At 58.0% G+C, this 19,706-nt stretch carries 17 protein-coding genes; 4 read left to right on the forward strand and 13 right to left on the reverse strand.

Translation table 11 applies throughout. The annotated features are described in order from the left end of the window. Positions 1-41: 41 nt before the first annotated feature. The gene (gene fabB / locus U738_RS16840; RefSeq protein WP_035582642.1) at positions 42-1,259 is read right to left on the reverse strand and encodes a beta-ketoacyl-ACP synthase I; all 1,218 of its coding nucleotides are present in this window, start codon (positions 1,257-1,259) and stop codon (positions 42-44) included. Positions 1,260-1,272: 13 nt separating this feature from the next. Next, a complete protein-coding gene (gene fabA / locus U738_RS16845) occupies positions 1,273-1,788 on the reverse strand; it encodes a 3-hydroxyacyl-[acyl-carrier-protein] dehydratase FabA (RefSeq protein ID WP_035582644.1) in 516 nt (171 codons plus the stop codon). Between the two features lie 280 nt (positions 1,789-2,068). Between fabA and U738_RS16850 the strand changes: the two genes are divergently transcribed. Beyond that, positions 2,069-3,910: a putative bifunctional diguanylate cyclase/phosphodiesterase gene (locus U738_RS16850; protein WP_035582646.1), complete on the forward strand. Its 1,842-nt coding sequence runs from the start codon at positions 2,069-2,071 to the stop codon at positions 3,908-3,910. On the opposite strand, the gene U738_RS16855 is transcribed toward U738_RS16850, so the two are convergent. The 9 genes from U738_RS16855 to U738_RS16895 all read right to left on the reverse strand — a co-directional run bounded on the left by U738_RS16855 (position 3,907) and on the right by U738_RS16895 (position 12,838). Then, positions 3,907-4,401 carry a DUF2878 domain-containing protein gene (locus U738_RS16855; RefSeq protein ID WP_035582648.1) on the reverse strand — a complete coding sequence of 165 codons (495 nt, stop codon included), beginning with the start codon at positions 4,399-4,401 and terminating at the stop codon, positions 3,907-3,909. The genes U738_RS16850 and U738_RS16855 overlap by 4 nt on opposite strands. Next, on the reverse strand, positions 4,402-5,670 hold the full coding sequence (locus U738_RS16860; protein ID WP_035582650.1) for an SAM-dependent methyltransferase: 1,269 nt from the start codon (positions 5,668-5,670) through the stop codon (positions 4,402-4,404). Further along, entirely contained in the window at positions 5,667-6,464 is a 798-nt protein-coding gene (locus U738_RS16865) for a DUF1365 domain-containing protein (protein WP_235208657.1), read from the reverse strand. The genes U738_RS16860 and U738_RS16865 overlap by 4 nt, the downstream gene beginning before the upstream one ends. Then, positions 6,464-7,843: an NAD(P)/FAD-dependent oxidoreductase gene (locus U738_RS16870; protein WP_035582652.1), complete on the reverse strand. Its 1,380-nt coding sequence runs from the start codon at positions 7,841-7,843 to the stop codon at positions 6,464-6,466. The genes U738_RS16865 and U738_RS16870 overlap by 1 nt, the downstream gene beginning before the upstream one ends. Further along, positions 7,840-8,625: an SDR family NAD(P)-dependent oxidoreductase gene (locus tag U738_RS16875; protein ID WP_035582654.1), complete on the reverse strand. Its 786-nt coding sequence runs from the start codon at positions 8,623-8,625 to the stop codon at positions 7,840-7,842. Before U738_RS16875 ends, U738_RS16870 begins: the two co-directional genes overlap by 4 nt. A 36-nt stretch (positions 8,626-8,661) precedes the next feature. Beyond that, positions 8,662-9,093 carry a nuclear transport factor 2 family protein gene (locus U738_RS16880; protein WP_035582656.1) on the reverse strand — a complete coding sequence of 144 codons (432 nt, stop codon included), beginning with the start codon at positions 9,091-9,093 and terminating at the stop codon, positions 8,662-8,664. Positions 9,094-9,140: 47 nt separating this feature from the next. Beyond that, a complete protein-coding gene (phrB, locus tag U738_RS16885) occupies positions 9,141-10,553 on the reverse strand; it encodes a deoxyribodipyrimidine photo-lyase (RefSeq protein ID WP_035583713.1) in 1,413 nt (470 codons plus the stop codon). 86 nt (positions 10,554-10,639) lie between these two features. Then, positions 10,640-11,560: a MerR family transcriptional regulator gene (locus tag U738_RS16890; protein WP_172821694.1), complete on the reverse strand. Its 921-nt coding sequence runs from the start codon at positions 11,558-11,560 to the stop codon at positions 10,640-10,642. A 207-nt stretch (positions 11,561-11,767) separates the two neighbouring features. After that, positions 11,768-12,838 (reverse strand): NAD(P)/FAD-dependent oxidoreductase, encoded by a 1,071-nt coding sequence (locus tag U738_RS16895; protein ID WP_035582660.1) that lies wholly within the window; start codon positions 12,836-12,838, stop codon positions 11,768-11,770. 168 nt (positions 12,839-13,006) lie between these two features. Here U738_RS16895 and U738_RS16900 point away from each other — a divergent pair, with 168 nt between their 5' ends. Further along, a complete protein-coding gene (locus tag U738_RS16900; RefSeq protein ID WP_035582662.1) occupies positions 13,007-13,909 on the forward strand; it encodes a TIGR01777 family oxidoreductase in 903 nt (300 codons plus the stop codon). Between the two features lie 11 nt (positions 13,910-13,920). On the opposite strand, the gene rapA is transcribed toward U738_RS16900, so the two are convergent. Beyond that, on the reverse strand, positions 13,921-16,866 hold the full coding sequence (gene rapA, locus U738_RS16905; protein ID WP_035582664.1) for an RNA polymerase-associated protein RapA: 2,946 nt from the start codon (positions 16,864-16,866) through the stop codon (positions 13,921-13,923). 113 nt (positions 16,867-16,979) lie between these two features. Continuing rightward, positions 16,980-17,783, reverse strand: coding sequence for a TlpA disulfide reductase family protein (locus U738_RS16910; RefSeq protein ID WP_035582666.1), 804 nt, complete (start codon positions 17,781-17,783; stop codon positions 16,980-16,982). Between the two features lie 116 nt (positions 17,784-17,899). On the opposite strand from U738_RS16910, the gene U738_RS16915 reads away from it, so the two are divergent. Both U738_RS16915 and U738_RS16920 read left to right on the forward strand, forming a co-directional pair. Continuing rightward, positions 17,900-18,154, forward strand: a complete 255-nt coding sequence (locus U738_RS16915; protein WP_035582668.1) for a hypothetical protein — start codon at positions 17,900-17,902, stop codon at positions 18,152-18,154. Continuing rightward, entirely contained in the window at positions 18,129-19,688 is a 1,560-nt protein-coding gene (locus U738_RS16920; RefSeq protein ID WP_231896769.1) for a phospholipase D family protein, read from the forward strand. The genes U738_RS16915 and U738_RS16920 overlap by 26 nt, the downstream gene beginning before the upstream one ends. Positions 19,689-19,706: the final 18 nt, after the last annotated feature.

Below are 19,706 nucleotides of genomic sequence, written 5' to 3' on the forward strand. Positions count from 1 at the left end.
ATGCTTATCATGCGAGTAGCCGTACTAGCGTTAGTCGTTCGTTAGTCGTTGAAACGCTGGAAGACTAAACACGCATTGGTACCGCCAAAGCCGAAGCTATTAGACAAGGCACGTTCTATCGTCACGTCATCGCGGCGTTCGGTGACAATATCAAAGCCGTCGGCCTGCTCATCCAAATCGGTGATATTCGCTGAGGCGGCAACAAAGTTGTGTTGCATCATCAGCAGCGAGTAGATCGCTTCCTGTACACCGGTAGCTCCCAAGGAGTGGCCGGTGAGCGATTTGGTCGAGCTCATGGCGGGTGTTGTATTCCCAAACACTTCGCGTATCGCCTTCAGCTCGGCAACATCGCCGACGGGGGTCGAAGTGCCATGGGTATTGATGTAATCAATGCTGCCATCGACCGTTGCCATCGCTTGGCGCATACAGCGCATGGCCCCTTCGCCCGAAGGAGCGACCATATCATGGCCGTCAGAGGTCGCGCCGTAACCCACCAGTTCGCCGTAGATCTTGGCGCCGCGGGCTTTAGCGTGTTCAAGCTCTTCTAACACCAGCATGCCACCGCCACCGGCGATAACAAAACCGTCGCGGGCCTGGTCGTAAGGACGTGAAGCCTGCTCAGGTGTGTCGTTGTAGTGGGTAGAGAGCGCGCCCATGGCATCAAATAGGCAAGAGAGCGTCCAGTGCTCCTCTTCACCGCCACCGGCAAACACCACATCCTGCTTGTTAAGCTGAATTTGCTCCATCGCGCTGCCAATACAGTGCGCAGATGTCGCACAGGCAGAAGAGATAGAGTAATTGACGCCTTTGATTTTAAACGGCGTAGCCAAACAGGCGGAAACGGTGCTGCCCATTGTCCGGGTAACGCGGTAAGGGCCAACGCGGCGCAGGCCTTTGTCACGCAGTACATCGGCAGCTTCAACCTGGTTAGCGCTTGAAGCACCGCCGGAGCCGGCGATCAGGCCAGTACGTTGGTTGGATACTTGTTCTTCGCTCAGCCCCGCGTCTTCGATGGCTTGGGCCATAGAGACATAGGCATAGGCCGCTGCATCGCCCATAAAACGGCGCAGTTTGCGGTCGATGAGTGCGTCAAGATCAATATCGACGCTGCCTGCCACATGGCTACGGAAGCCACGCTCGGCATACTCTTCCTTAAAACGAATACCACTACGCCCAGTTTTGAGCGCGTCCAGGACCTGTCGTTGGTCGTTGCCAAGGCACGATACGATGCCAAGGCCGGTGACTACCACTCGTCGCATGGGAGCCTCCTGTTCAGAAATTCGCAGTGGAGGTAAATAGGCCAACGCGCAGATCATTAGCCTGATAGATGTCGCGCCCGTCAACGGTTACCGTGCCGTCGGCGATACCCAAGATAAGACGTCGGGTAATAATACGCTTAATATTAATGCTATAGGTCACTTTTTGTGCATCTGGCAGAATCTGGCCGCTGAATTTAACTTCACCGCAGCCAAGCGCACGTCCGCGACCTGGATGGCCCAGCCAGCCCAAATAAAACCCGACTAGCTGCCACATAGCATCTAGTCCTAAACAGCCAGGCATAACGGGGTCGCCGGGAAAATGGCAGTCAAAGAACCACAGGTCCGGCGTGATATCCAGCTCGGCGATCAGCTCGCCTTTGCCATGCTCACCGCCTTCCTTATGGATGTGCCTGATGCGATCAAGCATTAGCATGTTGGGGGCCGGGAGCTGTGCATTGCCGGGGCCGAATAGCTCGCCGCGGGAGCAGGCCAGCAGTTCTTCGCGATCAAAGGAGTGTTGCTTGGTCACTGAATCGTTCCGAATATCAAATAGGTTGTTGGGCTAGTCTACTTCCCGAAACCGCTGAATGCACGTAACTGACTTTTTAACGCCCATAACTGGAGATTTTAGCGGTTTGGCCGATAGCACTAAAGTGGGCGGCATGTGTCAATAGCTGCCGATTATGCACAATAAATGTCCTATTGCCGTAATATAGAGTATTCAAATTTCTTCTTAGGCGGCATGATCAGCATGGCACCTAACGCTAATTTTTATCTAGGTTAATTTGTATAGGGTATAGCGAATCGCCATGTGGCTTCCTGTTTCTCTCAATCGTCCGTTAGTTTGGGTCGCACTGACGGCGCTTCCCGCCTGTGTCTGGATCCCCGATGCGATGCTACGCCTAGTAGCAGCTACGCTGGTCGCGCTTGGGCTTTGGGATGCCTGGAAGCAAGTGCGTCAACAGCGGCTTCGGCTGCGACTTTCGCAAGATACGCTCAGGCTCGCTAGCGACGCCATGGTGATTACCGATGCCCAGAACCGCGTGATGGCGGTTAATCCAGCGTTTACCGAAATTACCGGCTACGCCAGCCAAGAGATACAGGGGCTGAAACTGGAGACGCTGGCCGCCCAGCGCCATGACAAAGCCTTCTATCAAACGTTTTGGAGCACGCTGAAAAGCACCGGCCGCTGGGAAGGTGAAATGTGGAGCCGCCGTAAACACGGCGACGAGTACCCCGAGTGGCTAAAAGTCCGCGCAGTGACCGACAAGCGCGGCAACATTACCCATTTTATTCATCTGTTTACCGATATTTCGGCGCAAAAAGCCCGTGAGCGCGATTTGCGCCGGATCGGCTACGAAGACCCTCTCACCGGGCTGCCTAATCGTCGCCGCCTTCACGACCTGCTGGCCTCCCGGCTGCGCCATTTACGTGCCGGGGAGAGTCTGGATATGGCGCTGGTGGATATTGATGGGTTGAAATCAGTCAACGATAGCCTGGGGGTTGAGCAGGGTGATCGCCTGTTAGCGCGCTTTGCCCAGCGGCTTACCGGCTACGTAGCAGGAAGCGTAGTCGGGCGGCTGGGCGGTGACGAGTTTATGGTGATCCGCACCACCACCTTTGACGATCACGACCAGTGGGTGGCAACGCTGCGCGAACATATGAGTCGGCCATTTGAAATTAATGACCACTCGCTGCGCTTAGGGCTGACGATTGGCAGCTGTCGCGTGCCCGAAGATGGTAACGACTCAGGTGTGCTCTTCCAGCGCTTAGAGTCGGCGCTTTACAGCGCCAAACGGCTGGGGCGTAACTTAAGCCAGCGCTTTCGCCCGGCGCTGGATAAGCAGGATAACCCTCAACTGGCGCTGGTCAGTGATCTCCGTGCTGCGCTTATTTCCGGTGACCAACTGGAACTGCATTATCAAACCCAGCATGAGCCTGGCAGCGGTGAACTGGTCGGGATGGAGGCGCTACTGCGCTGGCGTCACCCTAAAGACGGTATGATTTCCCCTGGCGACTTTATTCCCTTGGCCGAGCGGCACGGTCTAATGAGTCAGCTGGGCGCCTGGGTGATCGAAAAAGCCTGTGCCCAGCAGGCGCACTGGCGTAATAGCGCTATGCCCAAACTGACGATTTGGGTCAATATTTCGGCCCTGCAGCTGTTTCAAGGCGATCTGGAAAGCCAACTGACGACCTGCCTAAAGCGTTACCAGCTGAAGCCTTCGCAAATTGGCTTAGAGCTGACGGAGTCGGTGCTACTCGACGAGCGTGCGGGAGATATGGGGCCACGTCTGCAGGCGCTGCGCGACCAGGGATTTGCGATTGCCATCGACGATTTCGGTACCGGCTATTCATCACTTGGCTACTTGAAGCGCTTACCGGTGGACAAAATCAAACTTGATCGCGCATTTATTAAAGAGTTGCCGCACGATCAGGCGGATGCCTCAATCGTTAAGGCCGTCTTAGCGATGGCGGAAGGCATGGGGTTAGGAGTGATTGCCGAAGGAGTTGAAACCAAAGAGCAGTGTCAGTTCTTGGTTAATGCCGGGTGCACATCCGTACAGGGGTTCTACTTTGCCCGGCCGCTAGCCGCAGCTGAATTGGAAAAACGCCTGGTGCCCACGGCAGTTGCCGCACCCTCTGCCTCTTAAGGCTTGTAGAAACGGCTAATACCCAGACATAGCACCGCCCAAACGAGCGCCTGAATGGGGAGCAACCAAGCCGCCATGGTTACCTCTGCCAGTAGTGCGCCGCCATAATAAGAGAGTGGGCCACTAATGGCGCCACACAGCGCGGCTAGCAGTGGATAGCGCCACAGCCACGCCAGTGAGTGATGAACCAGGGTGGCAAACAGCGGCCAAAGCATCCATAGCCACAGCGGTAGAAGCCCTAACACCAGCGTTTGATCGTTAAAATCGAACCCACCCAGCAGCTGCAAACCGCCATCAATCACCAGCCCCAGCAGGGCAAATCCGGCAATAAATTGCCACTCCCCAGGCCGCGCGCAGCGCCACAGGTGCCAGACCAACAGGCTGCCCCCTGCTATGGCGGCAACCCATGAGCCGCCGAGCACGCACAGGAGCCAGCCAGCCTCAAAGCGCAGGGCATTCAACACCAGCGCCCGCCACTTGGGTGATGCCATTTAGAGAGCGCCGGTGAGCGGAATGGGCTTAGCCGCCGGCTTAGCCAGCAGTAAGTGGCAGGTGCCAATGGAGCGCTCGATAAAGCCGCCCTCGCAGTAGCACAGGTAGTAGCGCCACATGCGGATAAAACGCTCGTCGTAGCCTAGTGTTCGCACCTGCTCCAGGCTGGCCTCAAAGCGGTGGCGCCACTCGCGTAATGTGCGCGCGTAATGCGGGCCAATTTCATCCAGTGCGACGATGTTCAGCGATGTTTTACGCATAACGCTGGTTAACATAGCGTGGTGCGAGGGCAGAAAGCCGCCTGGAAAAATGTAGCGCTTGATAAAATCCATGTCGCGCTTAGCCTCTTCAAAGCGCTGATCACGAATGGTGATGGCCTGGAGCATAGCCTGGCCATCATCGGTCAGTAGGCTATCCAGTTTGTTGAGGTAGGTATCGAGATACTGGTGTCCCACCGCCTCAATCATTTCCACCGAAATTAGCCGGTCATAGCGGCCGGTCAATTCCCGGTAATCCTGCTTAAGCAGGGTGATTCTGTCCTCCAGCCCCTCTTCCATGATGCGTTTTGCTGTATGGGCGTGCTGCTCATCGGAAATAGTGGTGGTGGTGACTCGGCAGCCACGGGTTTTGGCTGCATGAATCGCCAGCCCTCCCCAGCCAGTGCCAATCTCTAGCAGGTGATGCTCGGGCTGCACATCGAGCTTTTCCAGCATCAAGTCGAGCTTGTAGGTAGAGGCCTCTTCCAAGCTGGCTTCGGGATAGGGAAACACGGCGCTTGAATACATCCAGTGGTGGCGATCTAAAAACGTCGAAAACAGATCGTTGCCAATATCGTAGTGGGCGGCAATATTGCGTTTCGAGCCAGTTAGGCTGTTGCGCTGAAAGCGGTAGGCGGCACCCAGCAGCCAGCGGGCAATGCGAGCGCTGCCGTTCTCCATTTTCCCATTCACATGCTCAAGGTTGGCAGCGAACAGCCGTACCAGGGCGACCAGATCGTCGGCGTCCCAATCGCCGTCCATATACGACTCGGCAGCTCCTACCGTACCGCCAAAGGCGAGACGTTTCCAAGCGCGGGAGTGGCGTATCACCACGGTCACCTGCAGCGGGCCTTGCTGACCCAAGTGATGACACTGATTGCCCTCAATCAGGGTGATACGTCCGCCGCGAAAGGTGTCCAGTTGGGCCCTTAGGCGTGGCTTTAGCCACTTGGTTAAGCGGCTTTCGGCAACCGGTTGAAGGTTAGGGGGCGTGGAACGCAGGGTCGTCACTTTGAAGTCTCCTTGCGCTTGGGGTGGTTATAAACGGGGACGCGCTTAAGCCACAGGCGAAGCGCTTCAAAATGAATACCCGCAATGGTTTTCAGGCTTATCCATGGCTGGCGGGCCAAGGTTCTAAGCAACGCGCCACGGGTGGCGGGAGAGGCGTCAAGGGTCAACGTGGCATCAAAATGGCACTGCTGATCCTGCCAATTTTCCATATGCAGAAAGAGCTTTTCGCCGGGGGCATTAAACTTCCAACGGTAAGTCATCTCCATGGGGTTAAACGGCGAGACGTGGAGGTCTTTATCGAAATGCGCTTGGTGACTATGGCGTGAGGGATCCACAGCGCTGGCATAGCGTGTACGCTCACGCCAGGGCATATTGGTGACCTCACTTAATACGGCTGTCAGTCGCCCCAGGTGGTCGTAGGCGTAGTAGACGGAAATAGGATTAAACATGCAGCCCAGCGTGCGTAGCTGGGTAAGCACGCAGATACGGCCATTAGGCGCGCTGCCCAGTTGACGAATAAGTTCTTCGCGCACGGCGGTTTTCAGTGGACGATCAACCGGCCCCAGATAGTCTTCGCGACGAAAACGCGCCAGCGCAGGGCGGCGAGCGCTAAAGCCGGGCACCTTATCGAACAAGTCGGGCAGTTCATCCAGGTCCAGCCAGGCCATCCATAGCTGGTAACTAAAGGCGTGGGATTTGGGCGTAAAGCGCCGGTGGCGTAGGGTGCCACGATAAATACGCGAGCGTGGCTGGGTGGTTATCCCAGCTGTCATTTCAGTCAGCATGCTAGCCATCAACCCAGCCCCTCGACACCTTGCGGTGATAGCAACTCATGGGCAGGCAGCGCGGAAGGTTGTGCAGGCGGCGGGGCAGCTTCATCACAGCCTAATGCCTGCGCCACCCGTAGCGCACTCCACACGCCGTCTTCGTGGAAGCCGTTACGCCAATAGGCGCCGCAAAAGTGGGTGCGATGGGCCGTAGACGAAATGTCGGCGTGTCGTGCCTGAGCCGCTTGGCCAGCCAGGGTGAACTGGGGGTGTGCGTAAGTGTAGCGGCCCAGCACCTTGCTGGGATCGATGCTGGCGCTGTCGTTCAGGGTCACACAAAAAGTGGTGTCGCTCTCTATCCGTTGAAGGATATTCATAGCGTAAGTGACCGATACCCGTGCTTCGCTATCGCGCTGATCGAGGCGGTAATTCCAGCTCGCCCAGGCACGCTTGCGCCGCGGCAGCAGGGCGGTGTCGGTATGTAGCACCACCTCGTTATCCTGGTAGGGCATGGCGCTGAGGATCGCTTGCTCGTCGCTGCTGGCGTCGCCCAGCATGGCCAGTGCCTGGTCGGCGTGGCAGGCGAGCACAACTTGGTCAAAGCGCTGAGTGCCGGAGGGCGTGGTAACACTGACGCCGGTGCTGCTGCGGATAATCCGGGTGACCGGTGTATTGAGATGAATGCGCGATGCATAGGGCGCCGTCAGGCTGGGGATATAGCTTTTCGAACCGCCAACCAGGGTGTGCCACTGGGGGCGGTGGTTGACCGATAGCAGGCCATGATTACGGAAAAAACGCACAAAAAACGCCAGCGGGAAGGCGCGTAAATCACTGATGCTGGCTGACCAGATGGCGGCCCCCATGGGCAGTAAGTAGCGCTGCTGAAAATCACGGTTGTAGTGGTTGAGGTCCAGGTATTCACCCAGAGTCATATGTTCGGGGAGCTGTTGGCTCTCCAGCGCTTTGGTGGTCTGCTTGTTAAAGCGCAGAATGTCGCCCAGCAGGCGGTAAAAAGAGGGATTAAACAAATTGCGTCGTTGGGCAAACAGCGAGCCCAAGGTGTGCCCGTTGTACTCAAAGTCCCGCGCTGTCTCGTGTACCGAGAAGCTCATTTCGGTGGCTTGTGAGGCGACACCCAGAGTGGCCATCAGGCGCTGAAAATGCGGATAGGTCCAGTCGTTAAAGACAATAAAGCCAGTATCGATAGCGTAGGCGCGCCCCTCAACGTTCACATCCATGGTGGCGGTGTGCCCCCCCAGGCGCGAGTCCGCCTCAAACAGGGTGACTTCATGCTGGGCGGAAAGGTACCAGCCGGCTGCCATGCCGCTGATACCGCTGCCAACAATGGCAATACGCTGGGATGCTCCAGAGCTTTGTAATGACCTTTGCGATGCCATGGCGCTCATGACGCCTCCTTTTGGCTGCGAGTCATGCGCAGGCCAATCTGGCGGCGCAGGGCGGGGGGCAAAATGCCCAGCAATTTAACCAAATAGGTAAACCGACGTGGGAAGTGGATATCCAGCCGCCCCTTTACCAGCCCAGCGATAATGGCATCGGCTGCTTGCTCTGCCGTTACCTGCATCGGCATAGGGAAGTCGTTACGTTCTGTGAGCGGCGTTTTCACAAAGCCGGGATGGATCAGGCTGACCTCAATGCCCTCCTGATCGAGGTCTAAGCGCAGTGACTCTAAAAAGTAACTTACCGCGGCTTTAGACGCCCCATAGGCTTCCGCACGCGGTAGCGGTAAATAGGCCGAAGCGCTGGAGGTGGCGGCTAACCGAGCTGGGAGGCCCTCTTTGCGTGCTGCGCGCAGCAGCGGCAGTGCGGCTTCGACGCCGTATAAAGTGCCGAATAGGTTAGGTTTGAAAACGCGCTCGACTAAATCCATATCGAACTGCTGGGCATTCAGGTATTCGCAGGTGCCAGCATTGAAGAACGCCAAGTTTAACACCCCGAGCTGGTCGCGAATGTCGTTACCCGCCTTGAGTACTGCTTGCCGGTCGCTGATATCCAGCGGCAAAGGGTGGGCATTGGGGTGGCCATGGCACAGCCCTTCGAGAGCTTCAGCGTTGCGTGCGCTAAGCACCACCTGGTGGCCTTGGGCGATAAGTTTGCGCGCCAGTGCCTCACCAATACCTGATGTGGCACCGGTTAACCAAATGCGTTGGGGCGTTTCCCATGTACTCATCAAGCCTCCTAGTGCGCCCCGCCGTGATGTTAAAACCTAGGCGAGGCGTTTTTTTAACCAGCGAATGGCGCTGCCCATCAGCGGTAACTGCTCGTAGAGCATGGCGCCCGCATCAAAGTAGTCGCGATGGCGCTGAACGCGCCCGTCATCAGCAAAAGTAAGCGCACTACAGCCTTCAACCTCTACCGGTTTGCCACCTGCCAAGCGCGGATGGATAAACGTCATGGTCCAGGTAACGAACGCTTGCTGACCCTGTAACTGCCGAGCGTGATAATGGAACTGGCACTGCTCAACATTTTCATACATGGTTGAAAAATAGCGCTCTAACGCTTCGCGGCCTTTGATCTTGTGCAGCGGATCGCTAAAAACAATATCATCAGTATATACCTCGTATAGTTTTTCTGTACAGGTATTGTCTAGTTTATTGAAAAAGGCGCAGAACGCCTCTAACGCCGCAGGCTCAGCCATGACGTGTCTCCTTTTTCTATGCCGTAAGGCAGTCGCTAACCAGAGGTTTATTTAGACAGTGATTTAAACGCCTCTAAGGCGCGCTGGCGTGCCGCTTTGTGGTCGACAATGGGGGCCGGGTATTCGATATCGCTGAGTAGGTCTTGTGGTGGCGCATGGCGCGCCTTGGCAGGCAGCTTAGCAAGCTCAGGAATCCAGTGGGCAATAAACTCACCCTCAGCGTCAAAGCGAGTGGACTGGGTGGTAGGGTTGAAAATACGAAAGTAAGGGGCGGCATCGGTACCCGTTGAGGCTGCCCACTGCCAGCCGCCGTTGTTGGCGCAGAATTCACCATCCACCAAATGCTTCATAAAGAAAGCCTCGCCGCGCCGCCAATCAATCAGTAGGTGCTTGCTTAAAAACATCGCCGTGATCATGCGCAGCCGGTTGTGCATCCAGCCGGTCGTCACTAGCTGGCGCATAGCGGCATCGACAATCGGGTAGCCTGTTCGCCCCTCGCACCAAGCTTGAAAACCCTCCTCATCGTCGCGCCAGGCTAATTGCTTAGTGTGTTCCTGAAAGGGTTGGTAGCGGCACACTCGGGGAAAGCCAACCGCTACGTGTTGATAAAACTCCCGCCACACCAGTTCGTTGACCCAGGTGGTAAGGCCGATATCGCCATCCGCCACATGGCCGCCATTTTCAGCCATCACCGCTTGCAGACACTGGCGATGGGAGATCATGCCTAGTGCCAGATAGGGCGATAGTTCGCTGGTGCCGCGCACCTTGGGTAGGTCGCGCTGGGCGTTGTAGTGGCGGCCCCGAAAACGCAGAAAGCGGGCCAGGTTATCCGCCGCGGCATTTTCACCGGCAGGCCACAGCCGCCCATCGATAGGGGCGCTATCAAGTTGGGGCAGTTCAGGCAGCGGATCGCTTTTAAGAGCCAGCGCCGCTTGCACCTTTGGTGTCTCGCGCAGCGCCAGCTGGTCGGCGCTGACCTGCTTGTGCCACGCTTTGGAAAACGGTGTAAATACCCCGTAGTAGTCGCCTTTGCCGGTTAGCAGGCTGCCAGGGGCAAAGGCGACGGCGTCGTGGTAACCATGGGCGGCAATACCGGCCTGCTTAAAGGCGTCCTGCACTGCCTGGTCACGGTGCCGCTCATTGAGCGCGTACTCATAGTTAAAGTGCAGCTGTTCAACGGCATATTCACGAGCGATGTCGAGCAGTACCTCGGGCGCTTGGTCATAGCGTTCAATATCGCGATGCAGTAGCGGGATATTCAAGCCGTTGAGCGCCGCTTTTACGCTCGCAACGCCGCGTGCCCAAAAGTCCAGCTTATTAGCGCCGTGGCCATGTTGTTGCCACTGGGCATTGCTGCGCAAAAACACCGCTATCACAGGGCCCTTAGCCGCGGCGGCGGCGAGGGCACTGTTGTCGTCAATACGCAGGTCACTGCGCAGCCATATCAACTGATGTTTCATACGCTCACCTGTCATAGGGGGCTCCTGCGGCACAAAAAAATGGCCGGTCGCCACATGGGCGAACGGCCAGGATAAAAGCGTGCTGGCTAGAGTACGCCCGACTCGCGTAATAGCGGGCGCAAACGGGCAATGGCCTGGGGCAAATCATCGCCCAACATATGCACTGGGCTATCGCGCAGGTCGCTTTCACGCAGACGCGCCACCTCGCCGCATACGCCGATGGGCACGTTAAGCGCCTCGGCCGCTTTAGGCAGCGCTTGGTGAATATAGCTGTCGCTCTCGCGCTGGCCGCTAGAGAGCAGCACCATCGATGAGTGCAGTCGCGCCACTGCCTGGGGAAGATCTTCCAGCGGCAGTGAGTGGTCAAGCATCTGCACCCGGTAGCCCTGTTCGCTAGCCATCAGCGCCGACATCAACACCCACAGCGGGCCAGGGTCATCGGGCATGGCATTGAGCAGAATCAGCGGGCCCCGAGTAGCCTGATTGGCGTAGTGCAAACGAATGCCCACCTGGCTGCGCAGGAACGCTTCCAAGGTACGGCGAACTAGCTGATCCGCCTGAATGGCCCACTTGGCCTCTAAGGTTAAAATAACCGGCTGCCAGAGCTCGTTGATCGCAATGCTCAGCGGGTAGAGGGCCAAACTCTGGTGATAAAATGCCTCCAGTTTGGCAAGATCCAAGGCTTCGATGATGGCCTGCAGCTGCTGGCGCTGGCTCGCCCAATCACCGGCATCCGGCGTCGGCGTCTCAATTGTTTCTGGCTGGTCAAGCAAGTCGGCGACTTGACTGACCGGCACACCACGATTGAGCCACTGCAGAATGCGTTCGATGCGGGTGATGTCGTCCTGGGCATATAAACGATGGCCTTTCGGCGTGCGCTGGGGGCGAATTAGCCCGTAGCGTCGCTCCCAGGCGCGCAGGGTGACCGAATTGACTCCTGTTAAGCGAGAAACCTCGCGTATCGGATAGAGTGGGGTATCGGGTGGGTGGGTCGCCTTAAGACTCATGGGCGCCAGTACCTCGTTGTTAGCGGCAGCGTGGCGCTGCGGGGGCGTGTCAGTGTTCGCCGCGGCGAAGGTGATTCATGTTCCATGTGAAGGTTTGCCTGATTAAAGAGCTGAACATTAGCATGATACTGTATGCCCATTTGTACAACTTGTCGCTACCCGGTACAACCTTTATAAGAATCCTTCTTAATCATTAAAGCTCCGTGCTTATTGAACCGACCGACCTATTAGTGCCTCGCCTAAACGGTGACCGGATAACCAGGCATCCTCAACGCGTCCGTCGCGAAAGCTGTCGCCGCACAGAGCTAACCCGTTCGTACTGTATAAGTAATCATGCTCGCAGCGGGTTGATGGCTGCGCATAGCGCCAGCGGTGCGCGCCTATTTCAACTAATGGGGGTAGCTCTGCTGACGAAGGCAAAATGCGTTTAAATGCACTTAAGAGTTGCTGAGCCACTGCGTCTGCAGACTGCTCTAAATGGGCCTCGCTCCAATCAAGCTGGGCTAGCAGACTGACGCCTTCAGGCTGAGCGTTGCGGCCAGGTTTGGTTTGATTACGAGATACGATATTAAGGGTCAGATTAAGGAGTGGATCGGCGAGACGCGCCATCTGCCATTGCGGGTCAACGCCGGGTATTGCCGGAAGCGGCCCGTCAAAAATCGCCCATCCCGCCCAACACGCCCGCTGTTCTTGGGTGAGACACGCCGCTGCCAACGCATCGTCCCATGGTTTGACCAGCGGATGGGCCTGTGGCGGCGGGGCGCTAATCACGATCTGGTCATAAGGCCCGTGGCGAGTCTCGTCAGCAGCTAATAGCCGCCAGCCGTTGGGCGAGTGCTCAAGCGCCACGATGGGTGTGCCGGTATGCAGCTCGGCATTGGGCATGGCCGTTAGCGAATCCGCCATATGCCGCGTCAAAGAGCTCATTCTGGGCGCGCCGGTGTAGCGTTTTTGGCCATCGTCGTGCGCCTGCCAGCCGCGTGAACTAGCCTGATAGGTACATGTGGGCCAGGCCGCTAGGCAGCTTGCGGTTAGCCACTCATCGACGGCGCGTTGAAAATCCGCGTCGCGCACGCTAAATGCCTGGGCGCCTAAATCAAGCGTCGCGCTGGGTCTGCGTTTACTCGACATACGCCCACCGGGGCCGCGGGCTTTATCAAATAGGGTGACGCTGGCGCCATTACTTGCCAGTACCTGCCCGCAGGCAAGACCTGCGATGCCTGCGCCGATGATAGCGACCGAGTGATGGGCGGGAAGCGACGATAGCGGTTTGGCCATGAGCCCTCGCAGCGGGTAATAAAGGTCGAATTAAGCGTTGTAGAGGTGCATTGTAGCAGTTGTGTATAAATTCCGTACAATTTAGTCATCGTTTTCTTGATTAAGCTGCGACGCTGTTCGCACAGCCATGAAGGCTTTCAACGATGTCACCTAACAGGAGCAACTCCTATGCGCGTATTAATCACCGGAGGCAGTGGCTTTGTCGGTCAGCGGCTATGTCGTCAGTTAGTCGAATTAGGCCACGAGGTGCAGGTGGTCTCCCGCTCGCCTCACCAAGTGCGTGATCGTTTGCCGAACAATTGCGACATTCGCGATAGCGCCCAGGCGTTTATTGAGTCGCCGCCGGATGCCTTGGTTAACCTGGCCGGTGAGCCGATTGCCGCCAAGCGCTGGAGCGATGAGCAGAAAGCCAAGCTGATTAACTCCCGGGTGGCGGCGACCGAACAAGTGGTGGCGCTGTGCGAGCAGCTGAAAGCCAACGGCCAGCCGCTGCCCAAGGTAATGGTGTCGGGTTCAGCGATGGGCTACTACGGCGATCAGGGTAAGCGGGTGGTGAGCGAAGAGACAATGCCCAACGACGAGTTCGCCCATCGGCTATGCAAGCAGTGGGAGGCTGCCGCCCGGCCGATTGAGGCCATGGGCGTGCGGCTGGCGATTGTGCGCATTGGCTTGGTGCTAGAGGCGGGGGGAGGCAGCCTGGAGAAGATGCTGCCGCCGTTTAAGTTGGGTTTAGGTGGCCGTTTTGGTAGCGGTGAGCAGTTTATGCCCTGGATTCACCGCGATGACTTAGTCGCGGCGATCCTGTTTCTCATCGATCAAGAGGGCTTGAGCGGCGCCTTCAATGGCAGCGCTCCGCACCCGGTGACCAATGCCACCTTTACTAAAACCTTGGCCAAGCAGCTTAACCGTCCAGCGATTTTCCCAGTACCCGCCTTTGTACTGAAAGCGGGCTTTGGAGAAATGTCGCGGCTGCTGCTGACCGGCGCCGATATGCGCCCCGCACGCCTTGAAGAGGCAGGGTTTACCTTCCAGTACCCCACTCTCGACAAGGCGCTTGAGGCCATACTTTAAGCAACAATAGCTTAGCGGTCAGCATCAACGGTGATAATCACCCGCACTGAGTCAAGCCGCAGGCGGGTGTTCTCAATCGCTTCACTAAGCGCCTGGCGCTCATCTTTTAACGCGTCGATTTCGGCGCTGCGTACCGCCGGGTTGTGCTCGGCAAGTGCCGTTAAGCGGGCAATCTCGGCATCCAGCTGGGCGCGCATGCGCGCTTCGGCGTTTTCGACAATGCTGGGCAGCTGGCGCTCGGCTTCGCCTTCACCCTGGGTTAGCAGCTCGCGCAGCTGGTCGTGACGGCTCTTAATCAAATCCCGCGCCAGCGACTTGTTAACCTTCTGCAGGTTCTTGCCCAAGCCGGTAAAGGAGATCTTGCTGGTCAGGTTGGCGCCCGATTCATCCAGCAACAGGCGCACCGCGGTGGGCGGCAGGAAGCGGTTAAGGTGCAGCTTCTTGGGTGCCGGGCAGTGGGTGCGGAAAACCAGCTCGGCCATCAATCGGCCGCTGGGAATGGCGTCGTGGCGCAGCAGGGCGAGCGCCGAGTTGCCCATGGTGCCATCCAGCACGCGGCCCATCATTTCGCGCAGCAGTGGGTGCTCCCAGGAGAGCCGCTGGATGTCGTCACGGGCCAGCGCCTGGGAGCGGCTGTAGGTGGCGGTAAAGCCCTCTTCGCCTTTGACCAGTCCAGGCAGGCCGTCGAGCATATGTTGGCTGGGCTGCAGGTGCATTAAGCCCTTGCCAATCTCCTGGCTATCCACGCCGAAAATATCCAACGCCCGCTCAAGGTAGCGCGGCAGGGCGGTATCATCATCAAGCTCTTGCACCGCGTCGATCACCTGTTGAGCGCGAGCGGGGCGGCAGGCGTTGAGCTCCAGCAGCCGGTTGCGGCCCGCATCGTGTTCGGCCAGTTTGGCGCTAAACATCGTACGGGTTTCGGCGATGATCTCGTCCAGTGCCTCATCATCCAGCAGGGCGTCAGCCAGGGCGTCCCCAAAGGCATCAAACAGGTCGTTGCCAACCCCATGAGGGGCGCTGAACGCATCCATACCTTCGTGGTACCAGCGCAGCAGGCGCTCGCCGGGGCTACCTTCAAAGGTGGGAATATGCAGCTCAATGGCATGGCGCTGACCGATGCGATCCAAGCGGCCGATGCGCTGTTCGAGTTGATCCGGGTGCTGGGGCATATCGAACATCACCAGGTGGCGGCAGAACTGGAAGTTGCGCCCCTCTGAGCCAATTTCCGAGCACACCAGTACCTGTACGCCTTCGTCTTCATCGGCAAAGGCTGCCGCCGCGCGGTCACGCTCGATCAGCGAGAGGTCTTCGTGGAACACCGGCGCATGGTAGCCGCCCAGCACCCGCAGCCCTTCGGCAAGCCCTTCGGCGGTTTCCCGGTGGTGGGCAATGACCAGGACTTTTTCGTTAGCGAAGCCGTTCTCACTGTCGTCGCTGAGCTTCTCCAGCAGCCAGTTAACCCGCGGGTCGATGTGCCACCAGTCTTCGCCGTTGAGCGGATCATTGCTGAGCTCGCGATAGGCCGCGTCGGGATAGATCAACACATCGGGATGATCCATGCCGGTCTCGATCAACAGTTCGTCGAGGTAATCATCATCACGCTCTAAGCGGCGCACGACGCGACGGTAGGCCGAAGGCAGCGCTAAGGGCACTAGATTGAGGCGTCGCTCCGGGAAGCCACCTACGTGGCGGCGGCTGTTGCGGAACATCACTCGGCCGGTGCCGTGGCGATCCAGCAGCGCTTCACTCAATTGGGCGCGAGCGGCGTCCTGCTGCGCTTTGCCTGCTTCTTCGTTACACAGGATAGCCAGCAGCGCTTGGCTGTCGCGGTCATCGGCTACCGCGGAGACGTCGGTACGGGCGCTAGGGTCGTTAGGTAGCGCTTCCAAGGCGTCGATGGCGCGGGCCACTTCGGTGTAGTGGCTCTCTTCGGCTTTGAAGCGCTCAAGATCGTGGTAGCGCTCGCTATCCAGCAACCGCAGGCGGGCAAAGTGGCTCTTGATACCCATCTGTTCGGGAGTGGCGGTGAGCAGCAGCAGGCCGGGTATCACCGCCGAAAGCTGTTCGACGCACCGGTAGCCGGGGCCGCTGCCTTCTTCACTCCAGTCGAGGTGGTGCGCTTCGTCCACAATTAGCAGGTCGAACTGGCTGGCCAGTGCCTGCTCCTGACGTTGCGGGTTGGCAAATAGCCAGCCCTGGCTGGCTAACACCAGCTGAGCGCTCTCAAAGGGGTTTTCGCTGCCGTGAGCCTGGCTCTGGGTTTCATCCAGCAGCGAAACGTTAAGCGAGAAGCGCCGCAGCAGCTCGACCAGCCACTGGTGGGTGAGGCTGTCGGGCACCAGAATCAGCGCCCGCTCAACGCGGCCATTGAGCAGCAGGCGGTGCAGAATCAGCCCGGCTTCGATGGTTTTCCCCAAGCCGACTTCATCTGCTAGCAGCACGCGTGGGGCGTGGCGATTAGCAACTTCATTGGCAATGTAGAGCTGGTGAGGAATGAGATCGATGCGCGGCCCGGAGAAGCCCAGCGCGCTGTGTTGCTCGATACGCTGATAGTGGTGCAAGGTGCGAAAGCGCAAGTCAAACCAATCGTTGCGATCGACCTGGCCGGTCAGCAGGCGGTCGCGAGCCTGATCGAACTGCATGGTGTCGGCGAGTTTGGCCTCGGGCAGTTCGCGCAGATTGCCCTCCTTGTCTTCACCGATATAGGTGATTAGACCACCGGACTCTTTACTGTCATCGACGACGATCTGCCAGCCGTCGGCGGACAGCACGCGGTCGCCACTGCCGAACATAACGCGGGTAAGCGGGGCCTGGCGGGTATTGTAAGTACGGGTTTCCTGACTGGCACTGAACAAAATGGTAACGCTACGGGCGTCGCAGTTAAGCACGGTGCCGAGCCCAAGCTCAGCTTCGCCGTCGCTAATCCAGCGTTGGCCGGGAGAAAAATCGCTCATGATGCCTCGGGGGAGTCTGCAAAACGGGTCGTATGCCGCCGGTCGTGAGCACCGGCGACAACAGGGCGGGGGATTCTAACGCAAAGCAGCGGGGGGATTAAGGTGTATCGGCATCAATCTTGTAACCAGCGATCCAAATGGGCTCGGGTAAGCTCGCCAACGTGGACATCCAGGGTGTTCCCCTGGCCGTCAAACAGCACGGTGGTGGGTAATCCCGGTGCTTGAAAAAGCGCCATCAGTTGCTGGCTGGGGTCACGCAGGGCGTAGCGAAACTCAAGCTGCTGCTCATCCAGGTAGCGCACCATGGGCAGCAGGTCTTCGCCTTGGTTAGCAACCACCACGCTGACGCCATCGCGCTGGGCGGCCTCCTCAAGTAGCGGCATTTCACGCAGGCAGGGCGGGCACCAGGTGGCCCACAGGTTGACGATAATCAGGTCAGCGTTGTCGGTCAGTGAGGGTAGATGCACGTCATTGCCTTCTACATCCTCAAGGGTGACCTCCGGTAAGGCATCAACCGCAAAGTCACTGCCCAGGGGCGCCAGGGTGACCAGCACCAGCCATAGGCTGGAGGCGGCGATTAGCATGGCCATCGCACCGCCCATAGCCAGTAACCGCGTGCGCAGCGTCCAGGCCGTCCATACCAAGCCAGCGGCCATGCCCCATAGGCCGTGGTAGCCGGGTTGCCAGACCTTGAAAGCTTCCAGCGGGGCGGCGCTATAGCTCTCCAGGTTGAGCAGAATATGGCCCACCCGCGCGCCGACTAGCCAAACAATAATAAGTCCGGTAAACCAACGCTGTTGAGCCGGGCGGGGCAGCCCTAATAAAAGCCGCGCACAGAGTAGCAGTAGCAGCGCGCAGCCAACCGCGTAAAGGCGGGGCAGTGAAATCAGTAGCGGGCCGAGAGCAATGGCGTTCATGGATTTCCAGTTCAGGTTTTAACTTAGATTTTTTAACTTAGGTTTCCCGTTAAGCATGCCGCGAAGCAGGTACACTTGCAGACCATATCATGCGAGCTGAAAATTACGGAGACGTTATGCCCCCACCCGCTTTCGATAAGCTGCGCGCACTAGCGATCGGCTCCCAAGCGATTGGCTTAATACTGATTATTACCCTGGAAACTGTCATGGGGAACGCCGCACGCCCTTGGCAGGGTGTGGTGCTGGCCGCCATGCTGGTCACCGCGTTAACGATTGCGCTGGTGCGGCTTTATCGCCGTAATTTAGCTCGCAAGCGTTGGGCCGAGCGCCTTGAAGACGGTGCTCATGACAACGATCATGATGATGCCTAGCCCCTATCGTTGGCTTCTCTGGCTGGGCCTGCTGGTGCTAAGTGGTCTGTTGGCGGGTTGTACCCACGCGGTGGTACGCGAGCATCACACCGCGCTTGCTCCATCAGACGCACGTAATACATGGTTGGGCGGTCAGGCGCATCAGGCACTAGCGGAACAGTCAGCTCCGGATGGCTTTGCGCTCCTGGCCGATGGCAAAGAAGCGTTTGCCGCCAGAGTGAGGCTGATTCGCCAAGCGCAGCGTGAGTTAGATATTCAAACCTACCTATTGGGCGATGGCCAAACCACGCGCTTGATCCTGGCGCAGCTGATTAAAGCGGCGGAAGAGGGAGTTCGGGTGCGCTTGCTGGTCGACGATATAGGCGCGGTTGGCCAAGGGGATCGCTTAGCGGCACTGGCGAGTCATCCTGGTATCTATGTGCGGGTCTATAACCCGCTGCCGGTTGGTCGTGGACATATGTTCACGCGGGTTTTGGCGTCTGTCGTTAATCCGGCTCAGCAACATCGGCGCATGCATAACAAGCTGTGGGTGGCTGATAGCAGCGTTGCCATTGTGGGCGGGCGTAACCTGGGCGACGAGTATTTTGATGCCAACGACTCGCGCAACTTTGCCGATTTGGACTTTGCGACCATTGGCGATGTGGTGCCCGAGCTTTCGCGCAGCTTTGATATGTATTGGAACCACGGCCTGGCACAGCCCATTGAACGCTACCACCGAGTAGCGGATAACGCTTGGCTAACGCTCAAAACTGAGCTGGAGGAGTGGTTAGACGATAATGCCGACTCGCAATATTTCACCGAGCTGCGCCGTCAGCCGCGCGACTCACCGCCCTGGGAGACGCTGCACTGGGGCGAAGGTCGGGCGATGTGGGATATTCCCGGCAAGCTTTCATCGGCAACGCCCGAATGGCGAGAGACCTTGCTCGGTGATTTAACCGAGGGTATTGAGCTGAACGAGCGGCTGGTGATTATTTCGGCGTACTTTGTACCCACTGAGTGGGGGGTGAAAAACCTAACCGAGCTTGCTGACCGGGGCGTGGCCGTCGAAATTATTACCAATTCACTGGAGTCCACAGACGCTGCCGTGGTGCATGGCGCCTACGCACCCTGGCGTGAAACGCTGCTAGCCCATGGTGTCACTCTTTTTGAGCTGCGCCCCGAACAAGAAGCGGGTACCGATGAAGATATGGCGGTGCCTGGGGCCTCTGCCTCGGCGCTGCATATCAAGGCCTTGAGCTTTGACGATCAGCTGTTCGTGGGGTCATTTAACGCTGACCCTAGATCAATCTACTGGAATACGGAAATTGGCGTGCTGGCGCGCAGCGAATCGCTGATGCAGGCATTTAATGATCTGGTTGCCATCGGTCAAGAGCCTTCGCTGAGCTACCGCGTCGATCTCACGCCAGAAAGAGAGCTGAACTGGCACCTAGAGCGCGATGGTGAAATGGAAGTTTTAACCGCTGAGCCGGGTAGTTTTTGGCGCGATTTCAACGCCTGGTTAAGCCACACGCTCAAGTTTGAACGCTGGCTGTAGTACCTGTTGCGAAGTAGC

It is taken from the genome of Halomonas sp. TG39a, from assembly GCF_000744395.1.
GTDB classification, from domain to species: domain Bacteria; phylum Pseudomonadota; class Gammaproteobacteria; order Pseudomonadales; family Halomonadaceae; genus Vreelandella; species Vreelandella ventosae_B.